We start from the raw sequence: 24,814 nt of genomic DNA on the forward strand, positions 1-24,814 counted from the left end.
CCAGACAGAGGGGGCCGAAGCCTGACGAGGCTGACCTGCGTCGAGTTGTACGCGGACAACTCAAGCCATTCATTTCATCAGCCGCTACTCAAACACCGAGCCGGGCCGCCCTGCCCTGAGCGCGCTCCGCCTCGTTGTAGTAGCTCGCCGCCTGCTGGACCGACCGATGCTGCGACTGCTGCATCGCTTCCGGCAAGCCGATGCCCTGGCGCGCCGCCTCGGTGAGATATCCCGCCCGCAGCCCGTGCGCCGTGAACTCCTTGGGATCAAGCTCCGCGATCTCGCAGCGTCGCTTGACGATCAGATTGATGGACTGCGGCGTCAGTGCTCGCTCGTCAAGAGCCTCCCAACGGTCAATCGCGCGGAAGATCGGGCCTCTCCGGATATCGGCTCGCTCGAGCCACTCGCGTAACGCCTCGACGGGCGGGCCGACCAGGAACACTCTGCCCGCCTCGTCAGCATCGCCGGTCTTCGTGCGACCGAGCTGGATCGAGACGCACGGCAAGGTCGGCGACTTCGGATCAAGCGGATCAAGCGGAACGCCGGGTTCGTCGCTCAGCTGTTCGACACGCAACCGCGCCACCTCGCTCCGCCTCCGGCCTCCGGACGCGAACGCCAGCAGCAGGATCGCGAGATCGCGCGTATCGGCGAGCCGATCGGTCGCGCAGGTTGCGGCCAGCTTATCGAGGCCGTCTCGCGTTACCGAGCGCTTGCTTTTACGGCGGCGCGGCCGCGGAGAAGCGCGGACAGCCAGACGCACGGCCGAACGAAGGCTCGGCGCGCTGAGCGGACTGTCGATCCCCTTCCAGCGGTGCAGCGTCCCCCAGCTGGCAAGGCGCCGCCTCACCGTATTCGGCGCGTGCGGTCCCTCGGTTCGCAGCAGGCCCTCGGCGCGCAGCTCGCCAGCGACGTCGGCTGGCATGCCATGGCGCAAGTCGATCGCGCGCTGCGCGGGATCCCACAGATGATGCGCGACGAACGTCGCGACTCTCAAGCACCTCGCCAAGGAAGGCATGGGCGAGAACAGTCCGCGTCGGCTGGATTTTTCGCTACGCCTATTTGTGGGACTGGCAGCACCGCGAGGGCCGAGAGGAGGGCGACAAGGACCGGCCCTGCCTGGTGCTGGCGATCGTCATGACGACGGAGGAGGGCGCGCCGATCGTGCGCGTCCTGCCGATCACCCACACGCCGCCCACCAATCCGGCCGACGCAATCGAGATCCCGGCCGACGTCAAGGGACGTCTGCGGCTCGACGCCGAACGCTCGTGGATCGTGCTGACCGAGAGCAACCGCTTCGCCTGGCCCGGGCCGGACCTGCGCGCCGTCGACACCGAGAGCGGCTACCACGGCGCGCTGACACCGGGCCTGTTCGCGGAGGTCAAGCGCCGTTTCGTCGCGATCGCCCGGGGCGAGGTCGCGACCAGCGCGCCGCATCAAAGCGTGCCGCGTACCGAGTGACGGCCGCCGGCGGCGGCCGCGGGCGTCCGGAAGAGGGCAGGGGGCTGGCAGCGGCGCTGTCCTCTGGTCGATCGGAGGCCCGGCGGGCGTGATTTTCCGGGGCTCTGGAGCGCGAGAATCGCTGATTTGCGTTCGGACGTCCAACACTATCGATAAGGGGTGGTTATCGATAGTCATAAATCATCGAGCCAAGGATCTAGCCTGAAGCACTTCGCTACGCCGCGGCGGCGGATTCGAGCTCCGTATCGAAAGCGTCTCTTTCAACGCGGCCATGATTCATCAGCAAAGTTTGGATCGTCAAAGGAGATACATCGAAGTGTTCCGCTACGTCCTGCTGGCTTTCCATGGAGTAGTCGCCAGCCAGCATCTCATCGACCGCTGAAAATGGGCTAAGAAACTCAGCAGCAAAGGACCTCTGCATCTTCTGGCGATAAGTGTATGCCTTCGTAGCTGGCAACAGGCGTCCAATGGGGGGGCGAGCTAGACGATCACCAAGGAGCCGCGCGAGCTCAAACCGCCGACCGGAGCGCCATTTGGAGCGCAACACCACTCGGCTCGCATTTTTGTGAACCTCATCCAGCGCAAAAGAAATATCAGGCGAGCCTCGGCGATCGTCAATTACGGCCTGATCAACGCCTGCGATCTCAGCAAGCTTGCGGCTGGAAATTGGCTTTTCGCCCAACCGCTCCTGTTCGCGCAGCGCACGAGCCGCCGATGCACCAACTCGGTAGGCTGGTATCTGCCCACCGATACGTAAGCCAATTTCAGCAGGCAGGCGCGCTACGTCCTTCGGAGCAGCGTCAAAGCCGTAGCTCGTGGCAACATCGCGGAGATGATTGCCCGTAAGGATCTTTCCGCTCTGACCATGTTCCGCTGCGAGTTCCTCGACGGCCGACGCACCTAGGTCAGCGATGTCCTTTACAAGGTGTTCTACGACCCCGCTTTCGGCGGCGTCTGGATCTCTTCCTAGTAGGGCTTCGAGTTTGCGGGCGCGAGCAAGCTCGGGCACCCGACGTTCCTCACAAACGCTGGCCCAAATCGTCTGAAGATTGCTTCCAGATATCGATGCCCAATCCAACCGTTCGATCACTTGACCAATGAAAAGATCAAGTTCGGACTCGAATTCGCTCGCGGGCAAGATCCCAGCGTGGTCAGCGATGTATCGGAACGGAGTTTGCGGACGCTCGGTTGTAGGTTTGGAAATAAGTGCGATCCGCTCCCCATCAGAGAATATCGTAATATTTGGCCAGATATACCCAGATCCGATAGTTGCCATACGGTGAGCGTACGGCCAGTCGTAGGCGTTGGAACGAGGCTCCCAACGCAGCCGCCACCAGTTCCAGGCAAGCCATTCGGCTAGGTGATAGGCGGAAAGCAGGGGCGACTGACGAAGACGGTTGGCCAGGACGTCGTTTCCCTCAGTCAACCAAATGCCTTGGGCCTTGATGCCGAGCGCGGCAAAGCAGGCCCGCTCCTCCGGCGAGCCTACGTCGAGCGACTCCCAATCCGCCGCTATCGTCCAGCTGGCTGGCATCTCTGCTTCCAAATCGCTTTCACGTTGTCACGCATATCGTCCTCCTCTTCGAGGCGATAGCCGTGATAGACTCCTGTGGTCATAGGATCCGTCTTGGCCTCATAAACTTCACCTTCCATGTCCACGGACCAGATAAACTTCGGGAAGCCGTCAAAGGCAAGCTCGCTTACCATTCCGAGGTTAATTCCCTGCTGCAAGAGTCCCTGTGCCTCCGCCAGTGGCACAGTTCGAAGAAGATCACATAGTGATTTCGTGGGGCGTGGATTTGTACGCTCAAGGCCGTAGTCAGCGGGATTTCGTTTGTGGTGACCGCTGCCGATATAGCGCGCGCGAAGAGCCAGCTCCTCCTTTGCGCCGTCGGACAATAGATCTTGAGGTGCCACTCGCCTTTTCGGATTGTTGCCCGCCCGTTTCATTCGTCTTCGTTTCCTAGAAATTCCATCAGCCCCACTGTATCAGACTTTGGCATGGAACTCATTCGTAACTACCTGTCGTGCCTATGTGATGCCTAGATGCAGCTGGCACAGAAGGGGAGGGGGTTTTGGCCCTACAGCCCGCTCGCCTTGGTGAGATTGACCCGGAAGCGATCTCGCCGGCGCTGGTATTTGCGAGTCATCTCGGCGGATGCGTGGCCGAGCTGTTTCTGCACGTAGCGTTCGTCGACCTCGGCCGAGGACGCGAGGCCAGCGCGCAGCGAATGCCCCGCGAACTTTTGCTCCCGTTCGCCTTCCGACAGGTCGCCCCGGACGCCAGCGGCCAATGCGACGCGTTTGACCAGCCGTGCCACCTCCTGGTCGTTCAGCCGCTCAGAGCCCACCGCCTTGCCTTGGCCGGTGACGCGCCGGAACAGGGGGCCATGGGCGATGCGAGCGAGTTTCAGCCAAGTCTGCAGAGCAACGACCGGGCAGGTGGCATCAGACGAGCCGCGACCGACCTCAACCTCGCGCCAGCCGGTTTTGCCGCGTAGCGTCACCAGAACGCCCTTGTCGAAAACCTCGACCCAACCGCGTCCGTCCTCGGTCTGATCCCTGGCAACGTCGAGACCGACGATTTCTGAGCGGCGCAGACCGCCAGCAAAGCCCAGCAGCAGCATGGCGCGATCGCGCAGACCGCGTAGCGTGCCGCGGTCGAAGGTCTCCAGCATCGCGATCAGGTCTTCCGGGAGGATGGCTTCCTTCTGAAGGGGAGGGGAGGCGTGGGTGTTGCGGATGCCGGCCATGACCGTGGCGATGTGGCGATCCTTCCTGTCCAGCGCCTGGCCGCGTTGCGCATAATTCCACGTCAGCGAGGAGAGCCGGCGCTCGATCGTCGACACGGAGTTCGGCTTCTTGTCGCCTGTTGCCTTTCCGGACGCACATGCGGTGATGTAGAGGCCGACCACCTGCGGATCGGGCGGAAACATCTCGACGCCCTGCCGGCGGCACCAGGTGGTAAAATGCTTCCAGTCTGCCGCGTAGGCGCGGCGCGTGTTGGCTGAACTCGCCGCCTCGACATAGCCACGCGCCCGATCGGCGAGCGCGTCGAGATGCGCCGGCAGGCGCGGGTTCGACACGACCGGAAGGGGAGGGGGTGAGGAGTGGTCGGCATCGCCGGCGGAAAGCCAACGATTTGGCTTTCCGAACGACGAACGCCCGGAGCCATAGCGGAGGGCTTCGGCTTCCGCCGGCGGCTCCTCCGGTATCTTTCCCATCTCCATGACCACGTCGATGATATCCGGCAGGTCGTCCTTGAGCTCGGCCGACGGCCGCGCCGCCGAAACGTCAGCCGTTGGCCCCGTGCCGTGGGACGGTCCGGAGGGTCGATCGACGTAATTTCTCGGCTTCTGCTCGACGTTTTGGGCCATTCTTTATATAAAGAGCAAAACGACCGATAATGCAACATTATCGGTCGTTTTTATTTTCCGACAGGCGCGGCGGTTTTGTGCGATTTGGGTGGCGAAAAGCGCCGCGTGGAGATAGGCTCGATCATGGCCTCACGCGCGCGACTCATGCCCGATGCCCCGCCGACCTTCCCGCCGTTTCCGGGCTGGGTGCGGCAGGGCGTGACGTCCGAGAGCGTTGATGACGCGATGTTTTCGGCCGGCGCCGCGCTCGCCGCGATCCATCCGATCGCGCGCAGCGAGCATCCATTGGGATCATTGTGGCGGCATCGGCTGTCGCTGTCGAACGCCGCGGTGCTGGCCCGGCACGGCGGACGCACCGAGGACGAGGCGGCGCTGCGCGACGCCTGGTATCTGCGCCGCGACGGTGACGATCCGGGCCCGGGCGGGCGCATCCTGAAAGCCTGGCGGCATCTCGGCGAGCGCAGCGCCATGGCGTCGAAAGACTGGACCCTGCGGTTGTCGGCGCTGTTCGAGGTGCGCTTCAGCGACGCGCTCGAGGATGTCGTCGCCCAGGCCGACAAGCTGATGACCGGGCAGGGGAATGCCGTCGCGGCCGCCGCAGAGATTGCGGCGGCCAGCCTGCGCTTCGTGCCGCAAAGCGAGCCGCTTGCCCTGTGGCTCGCCGACATGATGCTCGCCCAGCGCCTGAAATGGCCGATGGCGGTGCCGCTGATCGCGAGCCAGATCCGCCGCGGCGATCTGCGCGTGGCTGTGAAATCCAACGTGGCGGATGAAGCCTGGCCGAGGGCCTGCGCCCAGGCCTATGCGCGTGCGGCTGCAAGCGCGGCGGATCTCTATGTCGAGCTGGCGCGGCGCGCCGATCGCCTGCTGGCGGCGGCGCCGAAGCTGCGCGGCAAGGACGCCGACACCATGGTGGCGATCCTGATAATGGAGGATGCGCAGCCCGCGGGCGCCGGCAAGACCGCGAGCGACCGCAGCATGCGCCGCCTGTTCGAGCGCCTGGTGGCGCTCGGCGCCGTCCGCGAGCTGACCGGCCGGCCGACCTTCCGATTGTACGGGCTCTGACATGGGACGGCGGGCGCGCGCAAAGACGGATCTCGACCTCGACCTCGCGGACCTGCCGCCTGAACTGCGTTGGCGCGAATGGATGGGCCGCGTCGAGGCGGTGATCTTCGCCTCGCCGGCGCCGGTGACGCGCGAGGTGCTGTCGCGCGTCGTCGGCCGCGATTGCAATCTCGACCTAATCATTGACGACATCCAAGACGAGCTGCGCGGCCGGCCCTACGAGCTCGTTTCCGTCGCCGGCGGCTGGCAATACCGCACCCGAAAGAATTTCGGCGATACCATCCGGACGGCAATCGGCGGCGGCGCCGACAAGTCCCTGTCGCAGGCCGAGAACCTGATCCTCGCCTGCATCGCCTACTACCAGCCGATCACCCGCAGCGAGCTGTCGCAGTTCTTCGGCAAGGAGGTCAGTCGCGACACCATCGGCCACCTGCGCGGCCTCGGCTTCATCGCGGCCGGACCTCGCAGCCCGCAGCCGGGCGCGCCCTACACCTATGTGACGACCAACGGCTTCCTGTCGCACTTCGGCTTCAACACGCTACGCGACCTGCCGGACATGGAAGCGCTTGAGGACGCCGGCCTGCTCAGCAAGGAAAAGTTGTTGGCGGGGGATATTCCCATCGCTCCCGGCGGACTCGTTGATGAGGATGATCGCCTAGATTGAACGACCCGTCGGATTGGCCAGTGGTGATAATATCGCCTATGTCGCGATTCGCGGGTGCGGCGTTTCACGAACTCAGCATCGAGGGCGCATGAAGATCGCCAAGGTAAAGATCACCAACTTCAAGTGCTATGAGGAGACGTTTTCTCTCGCGCTCAACGATGCCCTGAACGTCATCGTCGGCGGCAACGAGTCCGGAAAGACCACGATCCTGGAGGCGATCCACTTGGGCTTGACCGGGATGCTAAACGGCCGCCCGCTCAAAAACGATCTGACCAGCTACCTCTTTAATTTGGCCGCGCAGCAGAAGTACGTCGCCAGCCTGAAGACCGGGTCACCCTTACCGCCGCCGGCGATCACCATTGAGCTGTTCTTCTCGGGAGACTCGAGCGAGTTGGCCGAGCTCGAGGGCGACGGGAATTCCGAGAAGATTAAGGCAAGCGGCGTGATATATCGCGTCGAGTTCGACGAGGAGAATTACAAGGGTCCCTACGAAGCGATCGTGGCGGCCGGGGAGCTGACCTCCATTCCCGTAGAATACTATGCTGCGACCATGCGGTCGTTCGCGCGCAAGGGGATCACCTCGCGCAACATTCCGATCAAGTCCGCGCTGATTGATTCATCCAGCGCCCGGCTTCAAAACGGGTCCGACGTCTATGTCTCGCGGATCATCCGTGACGTGCTGGAGGAGACCGAGCGCGCTTCGATCTCGCAGGCGCACCGAAAGCTGAAGGAGGCTTTCGTCGAGGACAAGAACCTGAAGCTGATCAACGATCGGATTACTAAGGCCGCGAAAATTAGTCAGAAGTCCGTCTCCATCTCTGTCGATCTGTCGTCCCAGACCGCCTGGGAAAGCAGTCTGATGACCTACATCGACTTCATCCCTTTCCAGTACATCGGCAAGGGTGAGCAGTGCGTGATCAAAACTAAGCTCGCCCTCAGCACCAAGAAAAACGCCGAGGCCACGGCCATCCTGCTGGAGGAGCCGGAAAACCATCTGTCGCACGCTCGGCTCAACGAATTGATCGCTGACCTAACTGCCCAGCACGGCGAGAAGCAGATCATCATCTCGACCCACAGCAGCTTCGTGGCCAACAAGCTCGGCCTCGACCATCTGATCGTGCTGCGCGAGGGCAAGGTAGTCCGGATTTCGGAGCTGCAGGCCAGCGACTTCTTCAAGAAACTTGCAGGGTACGACACCTTGCGCCTGGCTTTGGCCAAGAAGGCGATCCTGGTGGAAGGCGACTCCGACGAACTGGTGGTCCAGCGGGCCTACATGGACGCCAATGGCGGGCGCTTGCCTATTCAGGACGGGATTGACGTCATCTCGGTCGGTACGGCCTTCCTGCGCTTCCTCGAGCTAGCGCTGGCGTTGAAAATCCCGGCGGCCGTGGTGACCGACAACGACGGCGACACCGCTGCAGTGCAGAAGAAGTACGCCGCGTTCGATGGCCAACCGTCGATCAGGATTTGCTTCGACCCCGACGTCGACACGGGTGGGCTGACGGTCAAAGAAAAGCCCTTCAATTACAACACGCTTGAGCCAAAAATCTTGAAGGCGAACGGTCGAGAAGCCTTAAACAAGATGCTCGGGACCGCTGCCAAGACAGACGATGAACTCCACCTTCATATGCGCGCCAACAAAACCGATTGTGCACTGGCCATCTTCAGTTCGAAAACGGCGATTACCTATCCTGACTACATTACCCGGGCGATCGCGCCGTGATTGGCCAGAATAGGCTGGTCATCGCGGCAGCCGGCTCCGGCAAGACCACCTACCTCGTCGAAGAGGCACTTAAGATTAGGGACCAGCGGGTCCTGATCACCACCTACACCGAATCCAACGAGGCGGAGATCCGCCAGAAATTTTTCGACGTCGTTGGCCATGTTCCGTCGAACGTGGTGATCATGACCTGGTTCAGTCTCTTGATTACCCATGGCGTGAAGCCGTTTCAGGGTGCTGTGTTTGAATTTCTGGTCAAAGGCATGGCATTGGTCCAAGCCCAGTCGGCCATTCGCTACACCAACAGCCGGGGCATCGCGGTGACCTGGCCCGAAGGAGACATCGCAAACCACTTTTTTGATCGGCGTGGACAGGTCTTCTCGGACAAGCTGTCCAAGTTGGTGATCCGATGCAACGAGCAGAGCGGCGGCGCGGTCGTCGACAGGCTGAGCCGGGTGTTCCCTCACGTTTTCATCGACGAAGTCCAGGACCTCGCTGGCTATGATCTCGACATCATCGAAGCGCTGGCGCGAAGCCCGGTCCGCCTGCTGATGGTTGGCGATCCTCGGCAGGTGACCTACCTGACCCATAACGAGCGCCGCTTCGCAAAATATGCCGACGGCGGCATCGCAGACTTTTTACGGTCGCTGCCCAAAAAGCTGAAGATCGAGATTGACGAGGTAAGCCTGAACCGATCGCACCGTAACAGCGAGGCCATCTGTGCGGTGTCGTCACGGCTATTCCCCGGGTTTGCTGCCACTCAGGCTTGCGAGTGTGCCTCGTGCCATCGCCCTCTGCCGGCCAGCGCTGGCGTATTCATCTTGAGGATCGCAGACTATGATCATTATCTGGCGACCGTCAGACCCGTGCAGCTGCGCGACAAGGTCACCAGCAGGGGCGTCGACCCGTCGTCGCAGGCGGTGAACTTTGGAGAATCCAAGGGACGTGGATTCGACCACGTCGTGATCCTGCCAACGGATCCGATGAAGCAATGGCTTGCCGATCCGGACAGCAAGCTGGCGGCACAAAGCCGAGCAAAGTTTTATGTTGCGCTCACCCGCGCGCGTTACAGCGTAGCTATTGCGATGGATTGGAGATCGGCCTCGCTGCCCGCGGGCTTTTCACTCTACCAAGTGCCAGCAATCTGATTCTGGGATCTCATCGGTCGCGAGAACCTAGCTATGCAGCTAACGCGACTCCGAAATCGTCCCATCGCTTCTACACCCAGCGAAAGCCCACCATCGCAACGTCACGGCGTGGGAGCGGCGGCTGCGATCGCTGGCACTGGAGCCGCCGCCGCGGCCTTTCGTGCCGCATAGTCCCGGATCACGGCCTCGATCCGTTCGAGCAATGGGGTGAAACCGGCGAAATTGATCGACCCGGCCCTTGGCCTCACGACCCGCGTTGCGAACACAGCTTTTCCATACTCGGTCGCGGGATTGATCTTGTTTTCCTTGTTGAAGGATTTGCCGTCGAGCTTTTCCGCCAGAACGGCAGGTTCAAAGAAATCCTCGGGGCAAGACATGAGGTTCGCGCCGAGCGCCGGCGTCTTCACCAGATAGAGGGGTCCGTGGAGATGGAAAAACAGGTCATGCTTGTCCCACGCGATATCTAGGCCATAGTTCTTTTTGTTGTTGAGGTAGCTGAAAATCTCTTTCGCCCCATCATCGTTGTCGATGAGAACGATGACCGGATGCTCGGCCGGGCGAAACTCGTAGCGGTTAAAGGCGTCCTTCCAGGAAATCAGAAAGCGCAGCAAATCGCCGGAGCCCCCTCGCAGCTGAAGGAAGTCACGCGCCTGATCAGAATACTTGAAAAAATTCACCCTCAGCTCAGGCTTGCCTCCCACGACTGACGCAAGAAGTGGGTGCGCGGCAGCAAGCCGCCGGATGGCGCTCTTCAGGTACACAGGATCGGTTGGCCCTTCGCAGATGATCAACGGCCGCGGCGGGTTGATGAAGCTTTTGAAGAAAATGAGTTCGTAGTAGACGACGCGGATCGCCGAGGGCCACTCATTCTTCATCTTCGTGCGCTCGGCGTGCAGCTTATGCTGCTTCTCTTTGTTGCCTTCGTTCGCGATCGCAATGTCGATCTGCCGCTCGCGCACATGATAGATGTGATTGATCATGCCTTCCAGGCGCGGCACGGAGTTGCAAGCCACCCCGTTGAGTTCATATGCCCCCGTTGTCAGGAAGCGATGCGCTGTCGCGCGAACCCGCTTGTAGTATGTCTGCGCTACATTGGCCTTCTCGTTGACGGTAAGCCCTGTCACCATCTGCCGACTTCCGCGAAGCTGCATGCGCGTCTTGGCGTCATTCACCTCAAAGCCGGCGTCATTGATGCGCGACACAAGCTCCTCGCCGAGCTTCCACTCGGCCCCGTCCAATTCGGCTAGCGCCGATGGGAACTCGCGCTGGTTCGTGGAGATTGTGATGTCATCCGCGTAGCGCGTGTAAGTGCATTTATGCCTCGCCGCCAGCTTCACCAGCCGGATATCGAGAAAGTGCGTCATCAACTCAGTGATGACCGGCGAGCACGGGCTGCCCTGCGGCAGCTTTCCGTCCTTGCATGCGATCTGAGCCAAAAGCGTTGCTACCGGCTCCGCAAGACGAAAGTGTTCGCTCTTCAGAAAGAAGCCGCGAACGCGGCCGAAGTTGAAAGCCGGAAAAAAGTCCTTCAGGTCAAGGTTCAGCACGTAGCGACGCCGGTGATGCGTCTTAGCGTTGCTGATGATCGAAGCGCCGGGACGAAACGCATGGGAGAGTTTGTTGCGGCGAGGATCTTTTGCTTCGATCTCGCGCAGGCATTCATAAAGCAGTTTCGAAAGGCTGCGTTGCAGCCCTTTCAGACGGTCGTTCGGCGCATCGATGGTGCGGACACCGCCGCTTCGCTTCGCAATATCGAAGGTGATGTAGCGGGCCGCCGGCGGCGTTGCGTGGACGATGAACGACACGGCGCTTGGGCGATAGCGCAGCAGCGCTGCCACTTCGTGTCTGGTTCGCGTGGCGCGAAGATCCGTGAGGCTCAACGTGAAGCACCGAAGAAAGAAGGCTTACAGGCACTCCTACGCGTCGCATAGGCCGTCACATCATGCTGCAATCGAGCAGCGTGTAGGGAGCAGCGTCCGAGACATCGGATCATATATCGCGAAACACGATAACAAATCTGCCTGTAAGCTTGATATTGCGGTACCATCTGTCGCGCGCCATGCCAAGCTCTCGATTTGTTCTGGATGTCAATACGACGTCACACGAGTATAGGTACAGAAGGATTGCGGCAATTGCCCCGAAATCTAACGCGATCTCAAAGACTTCCCGCCTGGCTACGGGTTCAAATTTAGAGGCCTATCGCGTAGACAAAGTTATCATTCTCCCCCTGTTTCTGTGAATTTCGCGGTTATCCCGGCGTTCCTCGGCGATTTCAATATCACGCCGATTGACCGGCGCGTAAGGTCCACCCAATGCGAGCAAGCCATAAATGCAGGGGTAGGCGAGGGTGACGTATCGATTTGTCCATGCCGCAGACATTCATCTCGATTCACCGCTGCGCTCGCTTGCGCTGCGGCATTCCGAGTTGGCTGAGCTGATCGGTAACGCCACCCGGCGCGCCTTCGTCCGGGTGATCGATCTGTGCCTGGACGAGCAGGTCGACGCGCTGCTGATCGCCGGCGATCTCTACGATGGCGATCAGACCTCGATGAAAACGGCCCGCTTCCTGGCCGAGCAGCTCCGGCGCCTGGACCAGGCTGGCATTCGTGTCTTCATCATCCGCGGCAACCACGACGCGCTGTCGAAGATCACCAAGGAATTGGTGCTGCCGGATTCCGTGAAGATCTTCGGCGGGCGAGGGGAGGCTATCGCGATCGATCGCGCGCCCGGACGCGTCCCCGTCGTCGTCCATGGCCTGAGCTTTGCTCAACCTCATGCCCCGGAAAGCCTCCTGGGGCGCTATCGGCCGGTCGTGGATGGGGCGGTCAATATTGGCATCATGCACACGAGCCTCGGCGGCGCTCCCGGCCATGACCTCTACGCCCCGTGCAGCCCGGCCGATCTACAGGCGTCAGGATTTCATTATTGGGCGCTCGGCCACGTTCACAAGCGCTCGGCGACCGAAGGCACCTGCGCGATCGTGATGCCCGGCATGCCGCAGGGGCGTGACATCAACGAAGCCGGGCCGAAATCCGTGACGCTCGTCACCATCTCGGACGATCGCTCGATCCATCTTGAGGAGCGCGTCACAAGTGTCGCGCAGTTCGAACGCGTGTCCGTCGATGCCACGGGAATGGACGATTGGCGCGAGCTGGTGTCCGCAGTGACGCGCGCGCTCGAGAACCAACGGGCTGCTGCCCGGGCAGAGCACCTTGTCGCTCGCGTGCGAGTGACTGGTGCGACGCCGCTGGCATGGCGCATTCGACGCGACGGCGACTTGCTGAAAACCGAGGCCGATGACCGGGCTTCGGTGATCGGCAGCTGCTGGGTCGAGCAGCTCGAAATCGCATGCCGTCCCGGAGAACAGCGGAGCGAGACATCGGGCGACCCGCTCAGGGAGCTGCATCGCTTGATCGAAGACGACGTCCTCGATTCCGCGGCCTTTCAGAATGAACTTGCAGGCATCGCCGAAGAGATCAGGGCTCAGTTGCCGCAGGAATGTCGCGACATTTTCGGCAAGGACGAGGCGTCTTTCCGGGAGGCGGTCGCCCAGCTGGCGCGCGACGGCGCAGAGGGCGTCATGGCACGTCTTGAAGCTCCGGGCGAAGGAGCGTGATGCATGCGACTTCGCCGCCTTGACCTGACCCGATATGGCAAATTCACCGATCGCAGAATCGACTTCGGCGAGCGGGTGAATGGACAGCCGGACCTGCATATCATCTACGGACCAAACGAAGCGGGAAAATCAACCGCGTTTGCTGCCTTCCTGGACCTGTTGTTCGGGATCGGTTCGCAGAGCCCATTCAACTTCCTTCACCCCTATCCGACCATGCGCATCGGCGCCGCTCTGGATATCGGAGCGGAGACAAGGGAGTTCGCACGTCTCAAACGCTCGCAGAACAGCCTGGTCGACGGCCATGATCGCAGCGTTCCAGAAGCCGCGATCCGCGGCGAACTCGGCGGCATCGAGCGGGATGCCTATCGGACCATGTTCTCGCTCGATGATGAAACGCTCGAAAAAGGCGGCGAGAGCATCCTTGCAAGCAAGGGGGATCTCGGCCAATTGTTGTTCTCGGCCAGTGCAGGCCTCTCGCACCTCAGCGACAGATTGGTCGACCTGACGGCAGATGCTGACAGCTTCTACAAATACCGGGCTAGGTCCGGAGCACTCGCGGATTTGAAGTCGCGCCTCGCCGAACTCAAAGCTGAGCGCGAGCAGTTTGACACACTAGCCACGGATCACGCTCGGCTGGTGGACACCCGGGACCGGGCAACCGTTCAATACGATGAAGCGGTCAAGGAACGAGCCGAGGTCCAGCGGCGCGTCGATGAGATCCGGGGCTATCTCACCGCATTACCGCGTCTCACGGCTCTACGGGGCATTCGAGCACGGGTCGCACCCTTGGCGGATATTCCGGAGGCACCGCAGGGGTGGGTAGCCGAAGTGCCGCGGCTCCAAAAGCAGGAGATCGAGCTTGGTGTCAAAATCAGCGCGGTTGCCGACGAGATAGGCCAACTTGCCGACGAGGGTCGGGCCGTCATCGTGGACGAGACAGCCTTGCGGACTGCCGACCGCGTAGAGCGGCTTGTCGACCTGCGCGCACGGTACGTCACCGCTGAAAAGGATCTTCCTGAGCGACGCCTGCAGTTGCGCGAGCTCGACTTGGCTATCGCCGGAATTCTTCAGCGCATCGAGCGGCCCGAAGAGACCGAGCCCAAGCGGCTTGTGTTGAGCTCCGCGACCATCGGCAGACTGCGCGATCTGGTCGAAGCTTATTCGGGGATCAAGGCCGCCAGCCGGAACGCATCCGACGAGCTTGCCGAGGCGCGGCGCCGGCTGGATGACGTTGCGGCGAAGCTGCCCGAGGGCGGTGCTGACCCTACGGTCCAGGCGGAGCGAAAGCGCGCTTTTGCAGAGCTGGCCGTCGTGATCGAAGCACTTCGCTCAGCGGACCATCATGTTCGTCGCCGGCTGGCGGAGCGCGATCGTGCGGCTGCCCTTGATGCGCTCAATGACCGACTCGTCGCACTTCGTCCCTGGCAGGGCACCGGCGATGAATTAGTCGCCATGAATTGCCCGAGCCCGGATACGCTGCAGAATTGGAAGGTTACCCGCGGGGAGGCAGTGTCGGCAAAGTCCCGCTGCGATGCAGAGGTGCAACGCCTGACCACGATCGTCAGGCGTCTCGAAGCCGAGAAGGCCAGTTTCGCATCGACGACCGGCGTTGTTTCAGATCACGAAGCCGCGGAAGTACGTTCGCAACGTGAGCAGGCTTGGGCCGCGCACCGTCGGGCGCTCGACACAGCTTCTGCAGATACGTTCGAAGCCGTCTTGCGCCACGACGACATTGTGACTGCAGGGCGGTTCTCGCACATGGGCGAGCTCGCGAAGCTGCATCAGACCGAACAGGCGCTTGCCGTCGCGGAGACGGATCTGACGCGCGCCGTTGAACTCGCCCAACAAGCCGATGCGGCCTTAGGGGCAATTGACGCCGAGGTCATCGCAGAGGCCGGCGTGATAGCCGCCTGCTTCCCCAAGGCACTGTCGCTTGCGGAGCTTGAGGCGTGGATCAGCCGGCGGGAAAAGACGCTTGAGGCGCGTGCCGCATTACAGAGCGCCGAACGGGACATTGCTGCTGCTGAGCGTGATGCGGCGGCCGCCTCCGAACGGCTTACGACCGCGATGGCGGGTGCGGATCTCGCGCCGGCTCCTGACGCGAGCTTTGATGCCGTGCTCGGGATGGCCCAAACCTCGCTCGATCGGGAAGCCGAACTGCGCCGTCTCCAAGTCGAGCTCGACGAGCGTCGCCGAGATGTTGTTGCGCGGGAACGCGCCGCGGAGCGTGCCACATCGGACGAGAAGGGCTGGGCAGAGGCGTGGGCGGCGGAATGCCGTGGATGCTGGCTCGGCGAGGGACCCGAGACCCCGGCGGTCGGCGCAGTGCGCGAGGTGCTCGCCGCGATCACTGAGCTTTCCCCGACCATTGAGAAGCGTGCTGCCCTTCTCGACCGCATCCACAAGATGGAACGGGACCAGCTCGCGTTCAGCGAGGAGGTTGCGGCACTCACGGGGCTTCTCGGGATTGAACCGGGTCCCGACGCCGTCCTGGAGCTGGCCCAGCGTGTCGTCGAAACGGTCCGGAGTGCCACGGCGGCCCGCGACCAGCGCTCCAGCCTGACGCAGCGGACCGGGGAGGCACAAGCGCGCCAGCGTGAGCTTGCAGAATCGCAAGCCGTTCATGACGAACAGAAGCAGCGGATGACGGCGTTTTTCGCGGTTGGCTCTCTGGAGGAGGTGTCCCGGAAGCTGTCCGATATCGAGCGACGAACCGACCTCATGAACCAAGCTCGTGAGGCGGAAAAGGATATCATCGAGGCTCTTCGTGCATCGGATATCCAGCGTGCGGAGGCGGCGCTCGATCAAGCGGACAGGCCGGCACTCGAGGCCGAGCTCACGGAATTGACGACCCGAGCGGAAGACCAGGACAAGCGTTGTCATGAACTGTTCGCGGCGAAGTCCGCCGCCGAGGATCGGGTCGAGGCGATCGGTGGAGACGCCAGGGTCGCCATCATCGAGGAGCGCCGACGGACGACCCTGCTCGAGATTGAGGATGGCGCCACGCGATATCTGCAACTACGTGCCGGCATCTCAGCCACGCAGCAGGCGCTCGCCAGCTATCGCGAGCGCCATCGCAGTTCGATGATGGCGCGTGCGTCGGAGGCGTTCCGAACCATCAGCCGCGGCGCCTATACCGGCCTCATCGCCCAGCCCGGCAAGGACGGCGATACGCTGATTGCGATTTCAGCAGAGGGCGGTTCGAAGGCCGCCGATAAGCTTTCGAAAGGCACGCGCTTCCAGCTTTACCTCGCGCTACGCGTCGCCGGCTATCACGAGTTTGCCCGCGCTCGCAGTTCGGTGCCGTTCGTCGCCGACGATATCATGGAGACGTTCGATGATTTCCGCGCGGAGGAGGCATTTCGCTTGTTCGCGGAAATGGCCCAGGTCGGCCAGGTGATTTACCTCACGCATCACCAGCACCTTTGCGAAATCGTTCAACGCGTGTGCCCGACGGCTCGGTTACATCGCCTTGACGAGGCCGAGGTGAGACGGGAGGTCGCCTGACAGCTTTGCGAACAAAACACCGCTCCCGAGCAGGCCGCAAAAAAGCGAGCGCCGGGATCCATCGAGGCGCTCGGCCTGCTCCTCGCAGTCGTGGATAACCAAGCCGGTAGTGCTGGGCTACCCGTCCAGCAGTATACCCATGTGGGCCGCAGTAGGGGTTAGCGTCTATCGCGATGTTCGTCCCTAAGAACCGTTCGCTGTCGCCTGTGGGCCGGCAGCGTGGCGCCCTTCTTCCGACAGGCTCGCCGTGGCCGTCAGCCGCTCTTGGAAAACGTCCTGCAACAGGTCCAGGAAAGCACGCACGGCAGGATTTGCGCGGCGGCTTTCGGGCCACACGGCCGTGATGTTGTGTCGCTCGACCGCAAAGGCGGCAAGCACAGGGACAAGCGCGCCGCGCTCGACATAAGGCGCTGCGATGAAGGTCGCGCTGATGCCGATGCCGCCGCCGGCCGCGAGCGTGACGGCGACCGCATCGCTCACGTCGATGACGATGCCGGCGGTGGGCGCCAATTCGATCTCCTCGCCGCCAATCTGGAAGGGCCACCAAAAGCTCTGACCCGTGTTCTGATAGCGGAGGTTGACGAGGTCGTGCCCCGCCAGATCGTCGGGGTGCTGTGGCGCGCCGCGCGCCGCAAGGTAAGCGGGTGACGCAAAGCAGCAGAGTCGATACGGGGCAAGGCTCCGCGACAACAGGCGCGAATCCGCAAGATCGCCGATGCGTATTGCGACGTCGATGCCTTCCTCGATGATGTCCACAATCCGGTCAGTCAGTCTGAGATCGACCGTCACTTTGGGATGACGCTTTCGGAACGCAGGCAGAGCGGGCGCGATCACATGCAGTCCGATCGGCAGCGACGCCGCCACCCGCAAGGTGCCAGACGGCTCCGAGCGCGCGCTCATCGCCGCCTGCTCGATCGCTTCCGCCTCGCCCAGCAGCCGCAGCGCTCGCTCATGCAGATCGCGACCCTCCGCCGTGAGCGCCAGCGACCGGGTCGTGCGGGTGAAGAGCGCAACCCCCAGATGCCGCTCAAGACGTTGGATGCTCTTGCTGACGGCCGAGGGCGAGATCGACAGGGAGCGCGCAGCGGCGGTGAAGCTACCCATCGAGCCAGCACGCGCAAACGCGATCAGGCCGGTCAACCGCTCCAAAAGCATTTGTTCCTTCATGGCACTATTGAAGCGCCATTGGAGCAGATTATCAATGCCGGGACTGGAATTATATCGCTGTCTGAGCACCGAACGGCGAAAGGAGATTATGATGACCGATACAATGAAGGCGATCCGGCAGCACGCGTTCGGCAGTCCCGAGGTGCTGGTCTATGAGGATGCCCCGAAGCCTGAGTTGAAGCCAGGCGAAGTGCTGGTCCGGGTTCACGCCGTCGGCCTCAATCCACCCGACTGGTATCTGCGTGAGGGCTACAAGATGCTTCCGCCCGAATGGCAGCCGCGGGTGTCGTTCCCGCTCATCCTCGGGACCGACATCTCCGGCGTCGTCGAGGCCGTGGCCGGCGATGTCGAAGGTTTCTCCGTGGGTGACGAGGTCTATTCGATGGTCCGATTTCCCTCGGGCCTCGCTGGCGACAGCAGGGCTTACGCCCAGTATGTCAGCGTGCCGGCTTCCGAAGTCGCGATCAAGCCGGCCGGGATCGACCATGCGCACGCTGCGGGGGCGCCAATGTCGCTGCTCACCGCGTGGCAGTTTCTGGTCGATCTGGGGCACGACGCGCCCAACCCGCTACAACCGTATCCGCATGTGCCGGTACCGTTGGAAGGCAAGACCGTTCTCGTCAATGGAGCGGCTGGCGGCGTCGGACATTTCGCGGTGCAGATCGCCAAGCTGAAAGGCGCCCATGTCATCGCCGTGGCGTCGGGCAAGCACGAGGCGCTTCTGCGCGATCTCGGCGCCGACGCGTTCATCGACTACACCAAGACGCCTCCCGAGGACGTGGCGCATGACGTCGATCTTGTGGTCGACGCCGTGGGCGGACCCGGCACCGGACGGTTTTTGCGCACGCTGAAGCCGGGCGGCGCACTGTTTCCTGTCTTTCCTCTTGGCTTCACCGGCGCGGAGGATGCGAAAAAGCTGGGCGTCACGGTCTCGGCGACTCAGGTCCGGTCGAGTGGCGCGCAGCTGGCGGAGATTGGAAGCTTGCTTGCTGCAGGCACGATCCGGGTCGTCCTCGATAGCACCTATGCCCTTGCCGACGCGCGGCTTGCGCACGAGCGAGCTGCCAAGGGGCACATTCAAGGCAAGATCGTCCTGGCGGTAAAATGACGTCAATCCCAAAGCCGCGTCTTGGGACGGCGCCTGATTCGAGATGGTGGGCGCTTTGATGAGCGAAGCGGCAAGGCCGTCCGGGCTCGCGGCGGGGCTGAGTGTGTCGTTTGTCGAGCCCATTCGGACGGCGGCTCGCCGTCGGAGGGTGTAGTTTACGGCATCCGCTCCGACGTCATCGATCCGGCTGCTTGAACGTAAACATCGTTCAAAAAATCTCGGTTTGCTCTCTTGAACTGAGTTTTTGGTTCTCCCAAATCCTTCTGCGTCGGGGCTTCGGCCCGACCAATAGGCGTCGCAGAGACGCTGTGACGCTGCTTGTAATCCATGTTGCTTTACGGAGGATATGGCTATGAGAAGCTTCGATTATAGGCCCCTTTACCGCTCGACGGTGGGCTTCGATCGCCTTCTCGACATGCTCGATACCAGCGTGCGCTCAGACTGGCCGCCTTACAACATCGAGAAGAAGAGCGACAACGACTACCGCATCACCATGGCAATCGCCGGCTTCAGCCCGGATGAGGTGGAGCTCACCCAGGACGGTCCTGAGCTCATCGTGACGGGACAGAAAAGGCCGAGCCAGGAGAATAGGCAGATTCTTCACCAAGGGTTGGCGATCGGCGATTTCAAACAAGCGTTCAAGCTTGCCGACCACGTCAAGGTCGCCAATGCTACGTTGGAGAATGGCCTGCTGTCGGTCGATCTGGTGCGGGAGATTCCCGAGGAGTTGAAGCCTCGCCGGATCGCCATCGGCTCGACGCGCAGCGCCCCATCGGCGGAAGACAACGGCAAGACGAAGCAGATCAGCCAGGATACGGAGCCGCAGCGCAAAGCTGCCTGAGCCCGTCGACCAAACCTAAACCCTGCGATTTGCCTCCCGATCTATCCGGGTGTCACGAATTGCGGAGAAACGGAGATGACTGAATATAGCAGCTTTTCAAACATTGATCGCCATAAAGCACGCCGCGGCGCTGGACATCCGATATTCCAGCAGCCTGATGACGTTATAAATGATCCGGAGATGAGCCGTGCTGAGAAGCGGGCCCTGTTAGCCTCCTGGGCGTCTGACGCCCGCGCAGTTCCGGGCTCTCCATCGCTGCGTCAGCTAGAGGATGGCTCTATTGTCGAGGTGGACGAGATTCTGCGCGCTCTGAAGGCGCTGGACACATTCGACAGCCTAACGCTTTCGACGAACCCAGCCTTTGGGCTGGGGCATATGCCGCCGGAGCGGCGTCGCCGCTCCGCGCTGAGAAAATGGTCTCGCATCGTATCCCGCCGCCGGCGCGATGACGACGACGATCCGCCGCCTTGTCCCGCTCTGGCCACCATACCGCCAAGAATCGGCGGGGGTGGAGCTTTTGTTCATCCCGAACCTGCGCAGGCATAAGCCAGCGCAGTGGCGATTTTGACCAACCTACCGGCCGCCTAAGGCACGGGCCGCATCCGTCGGTGTCTTGCCGATCCAACGCTGGCCATCGTCGCTGACTTGTCTGGGAAGGCCCCGCCTCACGGCGGGACCTTCTACGTGGCGTCTCAGTCGCGGTTCGGACGAGAGCAGATGACCGAAGGGCTGTCCGGCATTCGACCTCGATAAACGTAGCCCTTCTCGGGCGGCGGGCATCGCGACCCCGATGGGTGCGTACTTGATCGGAGGCGATCGCGCCGTAAGGCCGCCGAAAAGGGGCATCGGCTTGACCTCGGCTTAAATGGTCTCGCGAGAGGATCGTCACCGGACCCGGCGGAGACCGCCTGCGGGCTCCGTGAGCGAAGCGAATAGAGCCGTCCGCCGCAGGCGGCTCGCCAAAATCTTGATCGCCCAAGCCAAGCGCAAGGGCGAATGCCTCCAGGGTCTGACCTGCATGATCGACATTCCAGCAAGGACCCGAGACTAGAGGAGATCGCCGGCTTCGATCGATCAAGGGAGAAGTTTCATAAAGACCGAGATGATGCTGGCCGCGGGAATGCTGCTGGTTGCGGCGACGACGCTCGCCTCGGATCCACCCTTTCGGGCCAGTCCGACACAACGGCCGCTGCCCGCCTCCTATCCGGACAGCCTTGCGGCGACGTTCTCGATATGCGGCGAAGCGCGGCGCGCGACCTGCGTCGTCGACGGCGACACCTTCTGGCATCTGCGGGTCAAGATCCGCATAGCGGATATCGATGCTCCCGAACTGAGCCCGCCGCACTGCGAGACAGAGCGGATGAAGGGAGAGGCGGCCAAGCGCAGACTCCTCGATTTACTCAATGCCGGTCCGTTCTCTCTCGTCGCCGCGGACCGGGACGAAGACCGTTTAGGCTGCAAGCTGCGCGTGGTAAGGCGGGCTGGCCACTCGCTTGGCGCGCCATTGATCGCCGAAGGGCTCGCTCGCCCTTGGGGCGGCCCGCGTCGAAACTGGTGCGACTGACTGATCAGGCTGATGAATCGGTCAGCGCAGATTGATTCATGAAAGGCGTTGGACGCCGCTTCTAAAGGAAGCGAGACTCACGTCATGGCCAACGAGGTTCCTGAACAGCTCCATCTGCATCGCGTCGAGCCGGCCCGAAACATGCGGCGCTTCTACGCGCTCGCGCTTCAACCGACGCTGTTCGGCGGCGCGTCGGTCATCCGGAACTGGGGGCGCATCGGGCCCACCGGCCAGTCGATGATGGAGACCTTCGACCAGCCCGAGGAAGCCTCCGTCGCTCTAGGCCAGCTTGAGCGTGCAAAAAGGCGGCGTGGCTATCACGATGTTGGCGCTGCAGATCGCAACTAGCGGCTGCCAGGCGCGACTCGAGCATGGCGAAGGCCCCGCCTCACGGCGGGGCCCGCTCGTCGCCCGGGTCAGTCACGGTTCGGCCGAGACCAGATCAGCTGCAGGCCTTCCTCGCCTTCGACCTCGACCAGGGTCGCGTAGATCGGGGCGGGGAAGCTCGGATCGTCGAGCTTGACCGAGAGGTAGTCGCGGTCCGTCTGGTCGGAGTGCTTCTGCCAAGCGGCGCCGAGCTCGGCATTCGCTGCGGCGAAGATGCGGAAGTGCGGGCCCTTGTCGGAGGGGTTTTCGATGCGGACCAGCCGAGCTTTGACGTTCAAGGTCAGGGTGCGGATGGTGCCCGTGAAGCCGTTGCCGTTCGAGGTGAAGGTGCCGATGTTAGCCATTGTCTCGTTCCCTTGTTTCAGGGCCGCGCCCATCGCGACCCGATGGCGGTCGTGAGGCCGGAGGCGATCGACCCGCACCCGAAGGGCTGCAACGCAGTGGAAGGCGGCCGGAGACGGCTTTTTTGTCTCGCGATGCAAAGCCGAAGGCGGCGGAAAAAAGTCGTCGCAGGACGTTGCGGGGACAAGATCGAGAGGACGCTTGCGTGCTCGTCCTTCGGTCAGACCAGGCCAATCGGGCTCGTGTTGGGGGTGGCTTTCGCAAACACCTCGGGAATGATGACAGGCTCACATATCGACACCGTTATCGCATTCGACGGCAACATCACGGTGCACTTGCCCCTTCAGGCCGGCGTCGATCGCGCCGACCGCAACCGTCTCCGGCAAGGGCTCCGCGACCACCCGCCTTCGCGCGAATATCGCGGCACCGCGGCCGCCCGGCGCGCGATGTCCGGTTCGCACGATTTCTCGGCCGTCCCACTCGACAATCCAGACTCCACACCCACAACACCTGACATGCTGGCCGGATGGCGAAGGCTGGCTCCTGCGTGTCGCTCTGACCCGCCACCTCTACACTTAATCGACGACGGGTCCGCCGAGAGGCGGGGCCTTCACCCGAGAGACGGAAGCGCTTCCTTCCGGATGCGGCAACACCCGGTGCCAGCGCCGACACAATAAGGAGCCTAAGTCACCTCCGCTTCGCGCTGCCGATGGTCGGCTTCGGTGAGCGCCTGAACAAGCCGCAGCTGCGTTTCGCGGCGCTCCCTGCGCGTCAGGATGCAATGCGCAAGCTCAGCGCGGAGTTCTGCGATTTCGGCGTAGATGTCACGAATGTCTTCCATATGAACCTCCTTCGTCTCGATGACGGAGGCACGCACCAGGTGTTGGAGGGACGGGTCAGGGATCGCGAGGCGACCGGCAGAGCCGGCGCGCGGGGGTGCCGATTTTCTGACGGCGCCCAACGGGCAGCGGCGGAAAATTGGGGGCAACCGCGCGTCCTTGACGCGGCCCGACTGCCGGTATGATCGGCCATCAATGAGAGAGAGATGGCCGTGGCTCGACGTTATGGCTGGCCCATTCTTTCTTGGTTCTGCAGCGCGCTGCGGGATCGGCTCTGCCGATAGTCGAGGCACCGCGCTGCTCGGCGCCAGCGCAACCGGCTCAGTGAGCCGGGCCGCGCTCGTAGGGGTCGAATTCGTGGATCAGTTCGAGATCGTCGGCGTCGTCGAGCTCGTCGGAGGGGAGGGCACCATAGGCATCGCCGGATTTGAAGAGCGTCACCGGGACCATGAGGGTGCGGGCAAGCTGGAACGCGTGATTCTGGGCAAGTGAAAGATCGTGCGACATCTCGAAGGCTCCATCCGGAGCGGGCCAATTCCCGCTCGATGGCTCCTCGATGGACCGCCTCCGGTCGCGATCACCGCGAAGGCGCAGCCGCAGTGGCGGCAGCTTGCTAGCCGACCCCTTGTGGGTTGATCGTGGAAGATCCGGAGGAGGGCCAGGACGCCATCGCTGAAGAGCGGGATTGGTTCGCGGCGGGCAAGACGACCTGTGTGCTACGTCCTTTTCCCTCGCCGGAAGCTGCTGGGAACGCCGCGGCTTCCCGCGATGGGCCGCCGTCACACTCCGCAGCAATCGCCGATCCAGATCGTCCCCGGCCGGCAGGCGGGCTGCCGATCCCAACCGGGACCGCGCGGCCAACGGCCACGCTCTCCCTCCGGAAGCGTTTCAGCCGGCGCTTTCGCGCCTTCGCACTTTAGAGCAGCGCGAGTTGCCCTTCAGAGATTTCGGCCGCGTCTTCGAGCGAGGAGACCGTGACGCCGACGAGCCGGATTCCCTTCTCGACCGGGAACAAGGGATCGAGCAGCGCCCGCGATAGCTCGTCGACTTGCGCCGCGCTTTGAAACGGCTGCGAGACGGTGCGGCTTCGCGTTATCCGCTGGAAGTCGGCGTACTTCACCTTCAGCGTCACCGTGCGCGCCCGCAGTTGCTTCGCTTCGCAGAGACGCCAAACCTTCGCGACAAGAGCGCTGATTTCAGAATACACGCTCGCGCTGTCGAACAGGTCGGTGTGAAAAGTGTCTTCCGCGCCGATCGATTTGCGCGGCCGATCGGGCTCGACGGGCCGATTGTCGATTCCACGGGCAATTCGATAGTACCAGCCTCCCGCTTTTCCGAAGTGTTGCTGCAGGAAGGCCAGCGGTTTCGCCTTGAGATCAGCGCCGGTGTGAATGCCAAGCCGGCCCATCTTCTCCGCCGTCGCAGGCCCGACGCCGTGGAATTTCTTCACCGCGAGCGCCTCGACGAAAGATGGGCCTTTGCTGGGTGTGATAACGGCCTGGCCGTTCGGCTTGTTGAGGTCGCTCGCCATCTTCGCAAGGAATTTGCAATATGAAATGCCGGCGGAGGCATTGAGGCCCGTGACCTCCTTGATGCGCGCGCGGACGATGGTCGCGATTTCGCTCGCGATCGGAATGCCGTGCTTGTTCTCCGACACGTCCAGATAGGCTTCGTCGAGTGAGAGCGGCTCGATCAGATCGGTATGTTCGGCGAAGATCTCGCGGATCTGCGCCGACACCGCACGGTACACATCGAATCTTGGTGGCACGAAGATGAGGTCGGGACACCGGCGCTTGGCCGTGATCGATGCCATCGCCGAGCGAACACCGAAAGCACGCGCTTCGTAGCTCGCTGCCGCGACGACGCCACGCGCCTCCGACCCGCCGACGGCAACGGGTCGTCCGCGCAAGTGCGGATCGTCACGCTGTTCGACCGACGCATAAAAGGCGTCCATGTCCACATGGATAATCTTGCGCTGGATGATGTCCGACTCCGTTGCCACGGCACAACG

The 24,814-nt window shown here is 62.5% G+C and carries 21 protein-coding genes and 1 pseudogene; 12 read left to right on the forward strand and 10 right to left on the reverse strand.

Annotated elements, in window-relative coordinates:
* Positions 1 to 88 precede the first annotated feature (88 nt).
* A pseudogene (locus HMPREF9695_RS24660) lies at positions 89 to 1,018 on the reverse strand (site-specific integrase); the annotation flags it as partial.
* Positions 1,019 to 1,059: 41 nt separating this feature from the next.
* Here HMPREF9695_RS24660 and HMPREF9695_RS24665 point away from each other — a divergent pair.
* Positions 1,060 to 1,458: a hypothetical protein gene (locus HMPREF9695_RS24665; RefSeq protein ID WP_006023652.1), complete on the forward strand. Its 399-nt coding sequence runs from the start codon at positions 1,060 to 1,062 to the stop codon at positions 1,456 to 1,458.
* Between the two features lie 214 nt (positions 1,459 to 1,672).
* On the opposite strand, the gene HMPREF9695_RS24670 is transcribed toward HMPREF9695_RS24665, so the two are convergent.
* From HMPREF9695_RS24670 to HMPREF9695_RS24680, 3 genes are all read right to left on the reverse strand, one after another.
* Positions 1,673 to 2,992 (reverse strand): hypothetical protein, encoded by a 1,320-nt coding sequence (locus HMPREF9695_RS24670; protein WP_006023653.1) that lies wholly within the window; start codon positions 2,990 to 2,992, stop codon positions 1,673 to 1,675.
* Positions 2,971 to 3,408 (reverse strand): hypothetical protein, encoded by a 438-nt coding sequence (locus HMPREF9695_RS24675; protein WP_006023654.1) that lies wholly within the window; start codon positions 3,406 to 3,408, stop codon positions 2,971 to 2,973. The genes HMPREF9695_RS24670 and HMPREF9695_RS24675 overlap by 22 nt, the downstream gene beginning before the upstream one ends.
* A 131-nt stretch (positions 3,409 to 3,539) precedes the next feature.
* Positions 3,540 to 4,835, reverse strand: a complete 1,296-nt coding sequence (locus tag HMPREF9695_RS24680) for a site-specific integrase (protein ID WP_006023655.1) — start codon at positions 4,833 to 4,835, stop codon at positions 3,540 to 3,542.
* Positions 4,836 to 4,958: 123 nt separating this feature from the next.
* Here HMPREF9695_RS24680 and HMPREF9695_RS24685 point away from each other — a divergent pair, with 123 nt between their 5' ends.
* The 4 genes from HMPREF9695_RS24685 to HMPREF9695_RS24700 all read left to right on the forward strand — a co-directional run bounded on the left by HMPREF9695_RS24685 (position 4,959) and on the right by HMPREF9695_RS24700 (position 9,432).
* Positions 4,959 to 5,900: a DUF1403 family protein gene (locus HMPREF9695_RS24685; protein ID WP_006023656.1), complete on the forward strand. Its 942-nt coding sequence runs from the start codon at positions 4,959 to 4,961 to the stop codon at positions 5,898 to 5,900.
* A gap of 1 nt (position 5,901) precedes the next feature.
* Positions 5,902 to 6,564 carry an SMC-Scp complex subunit ScpB gene (gene scpB, locus HMPREF9695_RS24690; RefSeq protein ID WP_006023657.1) on the forward strand — a complete coding sequence of 221 codons (663 nt, stop codon included), beginning with the start codon at positions 5,902 to 5,904 and terminating at the stop codon, positions 6,562 to 6,564.
* Positions 6,565 to 6,652: 88 nt separating this feature from the next.
* Positions 6,653 to 8,287 (forward strand): ATP-dependent nuclease, encoded by a 1,635-nt coding sequence (locus HMPREF9695_RS24695; protein WP_006023658.1) that lies wholly within the window; start codon positions 6,653 to 6,655, stop codon positions 8,285 to 8,287.
* Positions 8,284 to 9,432: a UvrD-helicase domain-containing protein gene (locus tag HMPREF9695_RS24700; RefSeq protein WP_006023659.1), complete on the forward strand. Its 1,149-nt coding sequence runs from the start codon at positions 8,284 to 8,286 to the stop codon at positions 9,430 to 9,432. The genes HMPREF9695_RS24695 and HMPREF9695_RS24700 overlap by 4 nt, the downstream gene beginning before the upstream one ends.
* Before the next feature lie 101 nt (positions 9,433 to 9,533).
* Here HMPREF9695_RS24700 and HMPREF9695_RS24705 read toward each other — a convergent pair whose 3' ends face one another.
* Positions 9,534 to 11,270: a retron Ec67 family RNA-directed DNA polymerase/endonuclease gene (locus HMPREF9695_RS24705; RefSeq protein WP_006023660.1), complete on the reverse strand. Its 1,737-nt coding sequence runs from the start codon at positions 11,268 to 11,270 to the stop codon at positions 9,534 to 9,536.
* 509 nt (positions 11,271 to 11,779) lie between these two features.
* Here HMPREF9695_RS24705 and HMPREF9695_RS24710 point away from each other — a divergent pair.
* Entirely contained in the window at positions 11,780 to 13,048 is a 1,269-nt protein-coding gene (locus HMPREF9695_RS24710) for a metallophosphoesterase family protein (RefSeq protein ID WP_006023661.1), read from the forward strand.
* Positions 13,049 to 13,051: 3 nt separating this feature from the next.
* Entirely contained in the window at positions 13,052 to 16,555 is a 3,504-nt protein-coding gene (locus HMPREF9695_RS24715; protein ID WP_006023662.1) for an ATP-binding protein, read from the forward strand.
* Between the two features lie 183 nt (positions 16,556 to 16,738).
* Here the strand turns inward: HMPREF9695_RS24715 and HMPREF9695_RS24720 are convergent, their stop codons facing one another.
* Positions 16,739 to 17,722 carry a LysR family transcriptional regulator gene (locus HMPREF9695_RS24720; RefSeq protein ID WP_024921668.1) on the reverse strand — a complete coding sequence of 328 codons (984 nt, stop codon included), beginning with the start codon at positions 17,720 to 17,722 and terminating at the stop codon, positions 16,739 to 16,741.
* A gap of 88 nt (positions 17,723 to 17,810) precedes the next feature.
* Here HMPREF9695_RS24720 and HMPREF9695_RS24725 point away from each other — a divergent pair, with 88 nt between their 5' ends.
* The 5 genes from HMPREF9695_RS24725 (at position 17,811) to HMPREF9695_RS24740 (ending at position 21,583) form a co-directional block, all read left to right on the forward strand.
* Positions 17,811 to 18,830 (forward strand): NADP-dependent oxidoreductase, encoded by a 1,020-nt coding sequence (locus HMPREF9695_RS24725; protein WP_024921669.1) that lies wholly within the window; start codon positions 17,811 to 17,813, stop codon positions 18,828 to 18,830.
* Between the two features lie 352 nt (positions 18,831 to 19,182).
* Positions 19,183 to 19,671 carry an Hsp20 family protein gene (locus HMPREF9695_RS24730; protein WP_006023665.1) on the forward strand — a complete coding sequence of 163 codons (489 nt, stop codon included), beginning with the start codon at positions 19,183 to 19,185 and terminating at the stop codon, positions 19,669 to 19,671.
* 75 nt (positions 19,672 to 19,746) lie between these two features.
* Entirely contained in the window at positions 19,747 to 20,217 is a 471-nt protein-coding gene (locus HMPREF9695_RS26525; protein WP_006023667.1) for a hypothetical protein, read from the forward strand.
* 556 nt (positions 20,218 to 20,773) lie between these two features.
* Positions 20,774 to 21,235: a thermonuclease family protein gene (locus HMPREF9695_RS24735; protein WP_006023669.1), complete on the forward strand. Its 462-nt coding sequence runs from the start codon at positions 20,774 to 20,776 to the stop codon at positions 21,233 to 21,235.
* Between the two features lie 84 nt (positions 21,236 to 21,319).
* Complete coding sequence (locus tag HMPREF9695_RS24740) at positions 21,320 to 21,583, forward strand: WGR domain-containing protein (protein ID WP_006023670.1); 264 nt, start codon at positions 21,320 to 21,322, stop codon at positions 21,581 to 21,583.
* Between the two features lie 68 nt (positions 21,584 to 21,651).
* On the opposite strand, the gene HMPREF9695_RS24745 is transcribed toward HMPREF9695_RS24740, so the two are convergent.
* The 4 genes from HMPREF9695_RS24745 to dinB all read right to left on the reverse strand — a co-directional run bounded on the left by HMPREF9695_RS24745 (position 21,652) and on the right by dinB (position 24,805).
* Positions 21,652 to 21,966 carry a DUF736 domain-containing protein gene (locus HMPREF9695_RS24745; protein ID WP_006023671.1) on the reverse strand — a complete coding sequence of 105 codons (315 nt, stop codon included), beginning with the start codon at positions 21,964 to 21,966 and terminating at the stop codon, positions 21,652 to 21,654.
* A gap of 680 nt (positions 21,967 to 22,646) precedes the next feature.
* Positions 22,647 to 22,805 carry a hypothetical protein gene (locus HMPREF9695_RS24750; RefSeq protein WP_006023672.1) on the reverse strand — a complete coding sequence of 53 codons (159 nt, stop codon included), beginning with the start codon at positions 22,803 to 22,805 and terminating at the stop codon, positions 22,647 to 22,649.
* A gap of 319 nt (positions 22,806 to 23,124) precedes the next feature.
* Positions 23,125 to 23,310 carry a hypothetical protein gene (locus HMPREF9695_RS24755; RefSeq protein WP_006023673.1) on the reverse strand — a complete coding sequence of 62 codons (186 nt, stop codon included), beginning with the start codon at positions 23,308 to 23,310 and terminating at the stop codon, positions 23,125 to 23,127.
* Between the two features lie 409 nt (positions 23,311 to 23,719).
* Positions 23,720 to 24,805, reverse strand: coding sequence for a DNA polymerase IV (dinB, locus tag HMPREF9695_RS24760; RefSeq protein WP_006023674.1), 1,086 nt, complete (start codon positions 24,803 to 24,805; stop codon positions 23,720 to 23,722).
* Positions 24,806 to 24,814 lie beyond the last annotated feature (9 nt).

It is taken from the genome of Afipia broomeae ATCC 49717 (assembly GCF_000314675.2).
GTDB classification, from domain to species: Bacteria; Pseudomonadota; Alphaproteobacteria; order Rhizobiales; family Xanthobacteraceae; genus Afipia; species Afipia broomeae.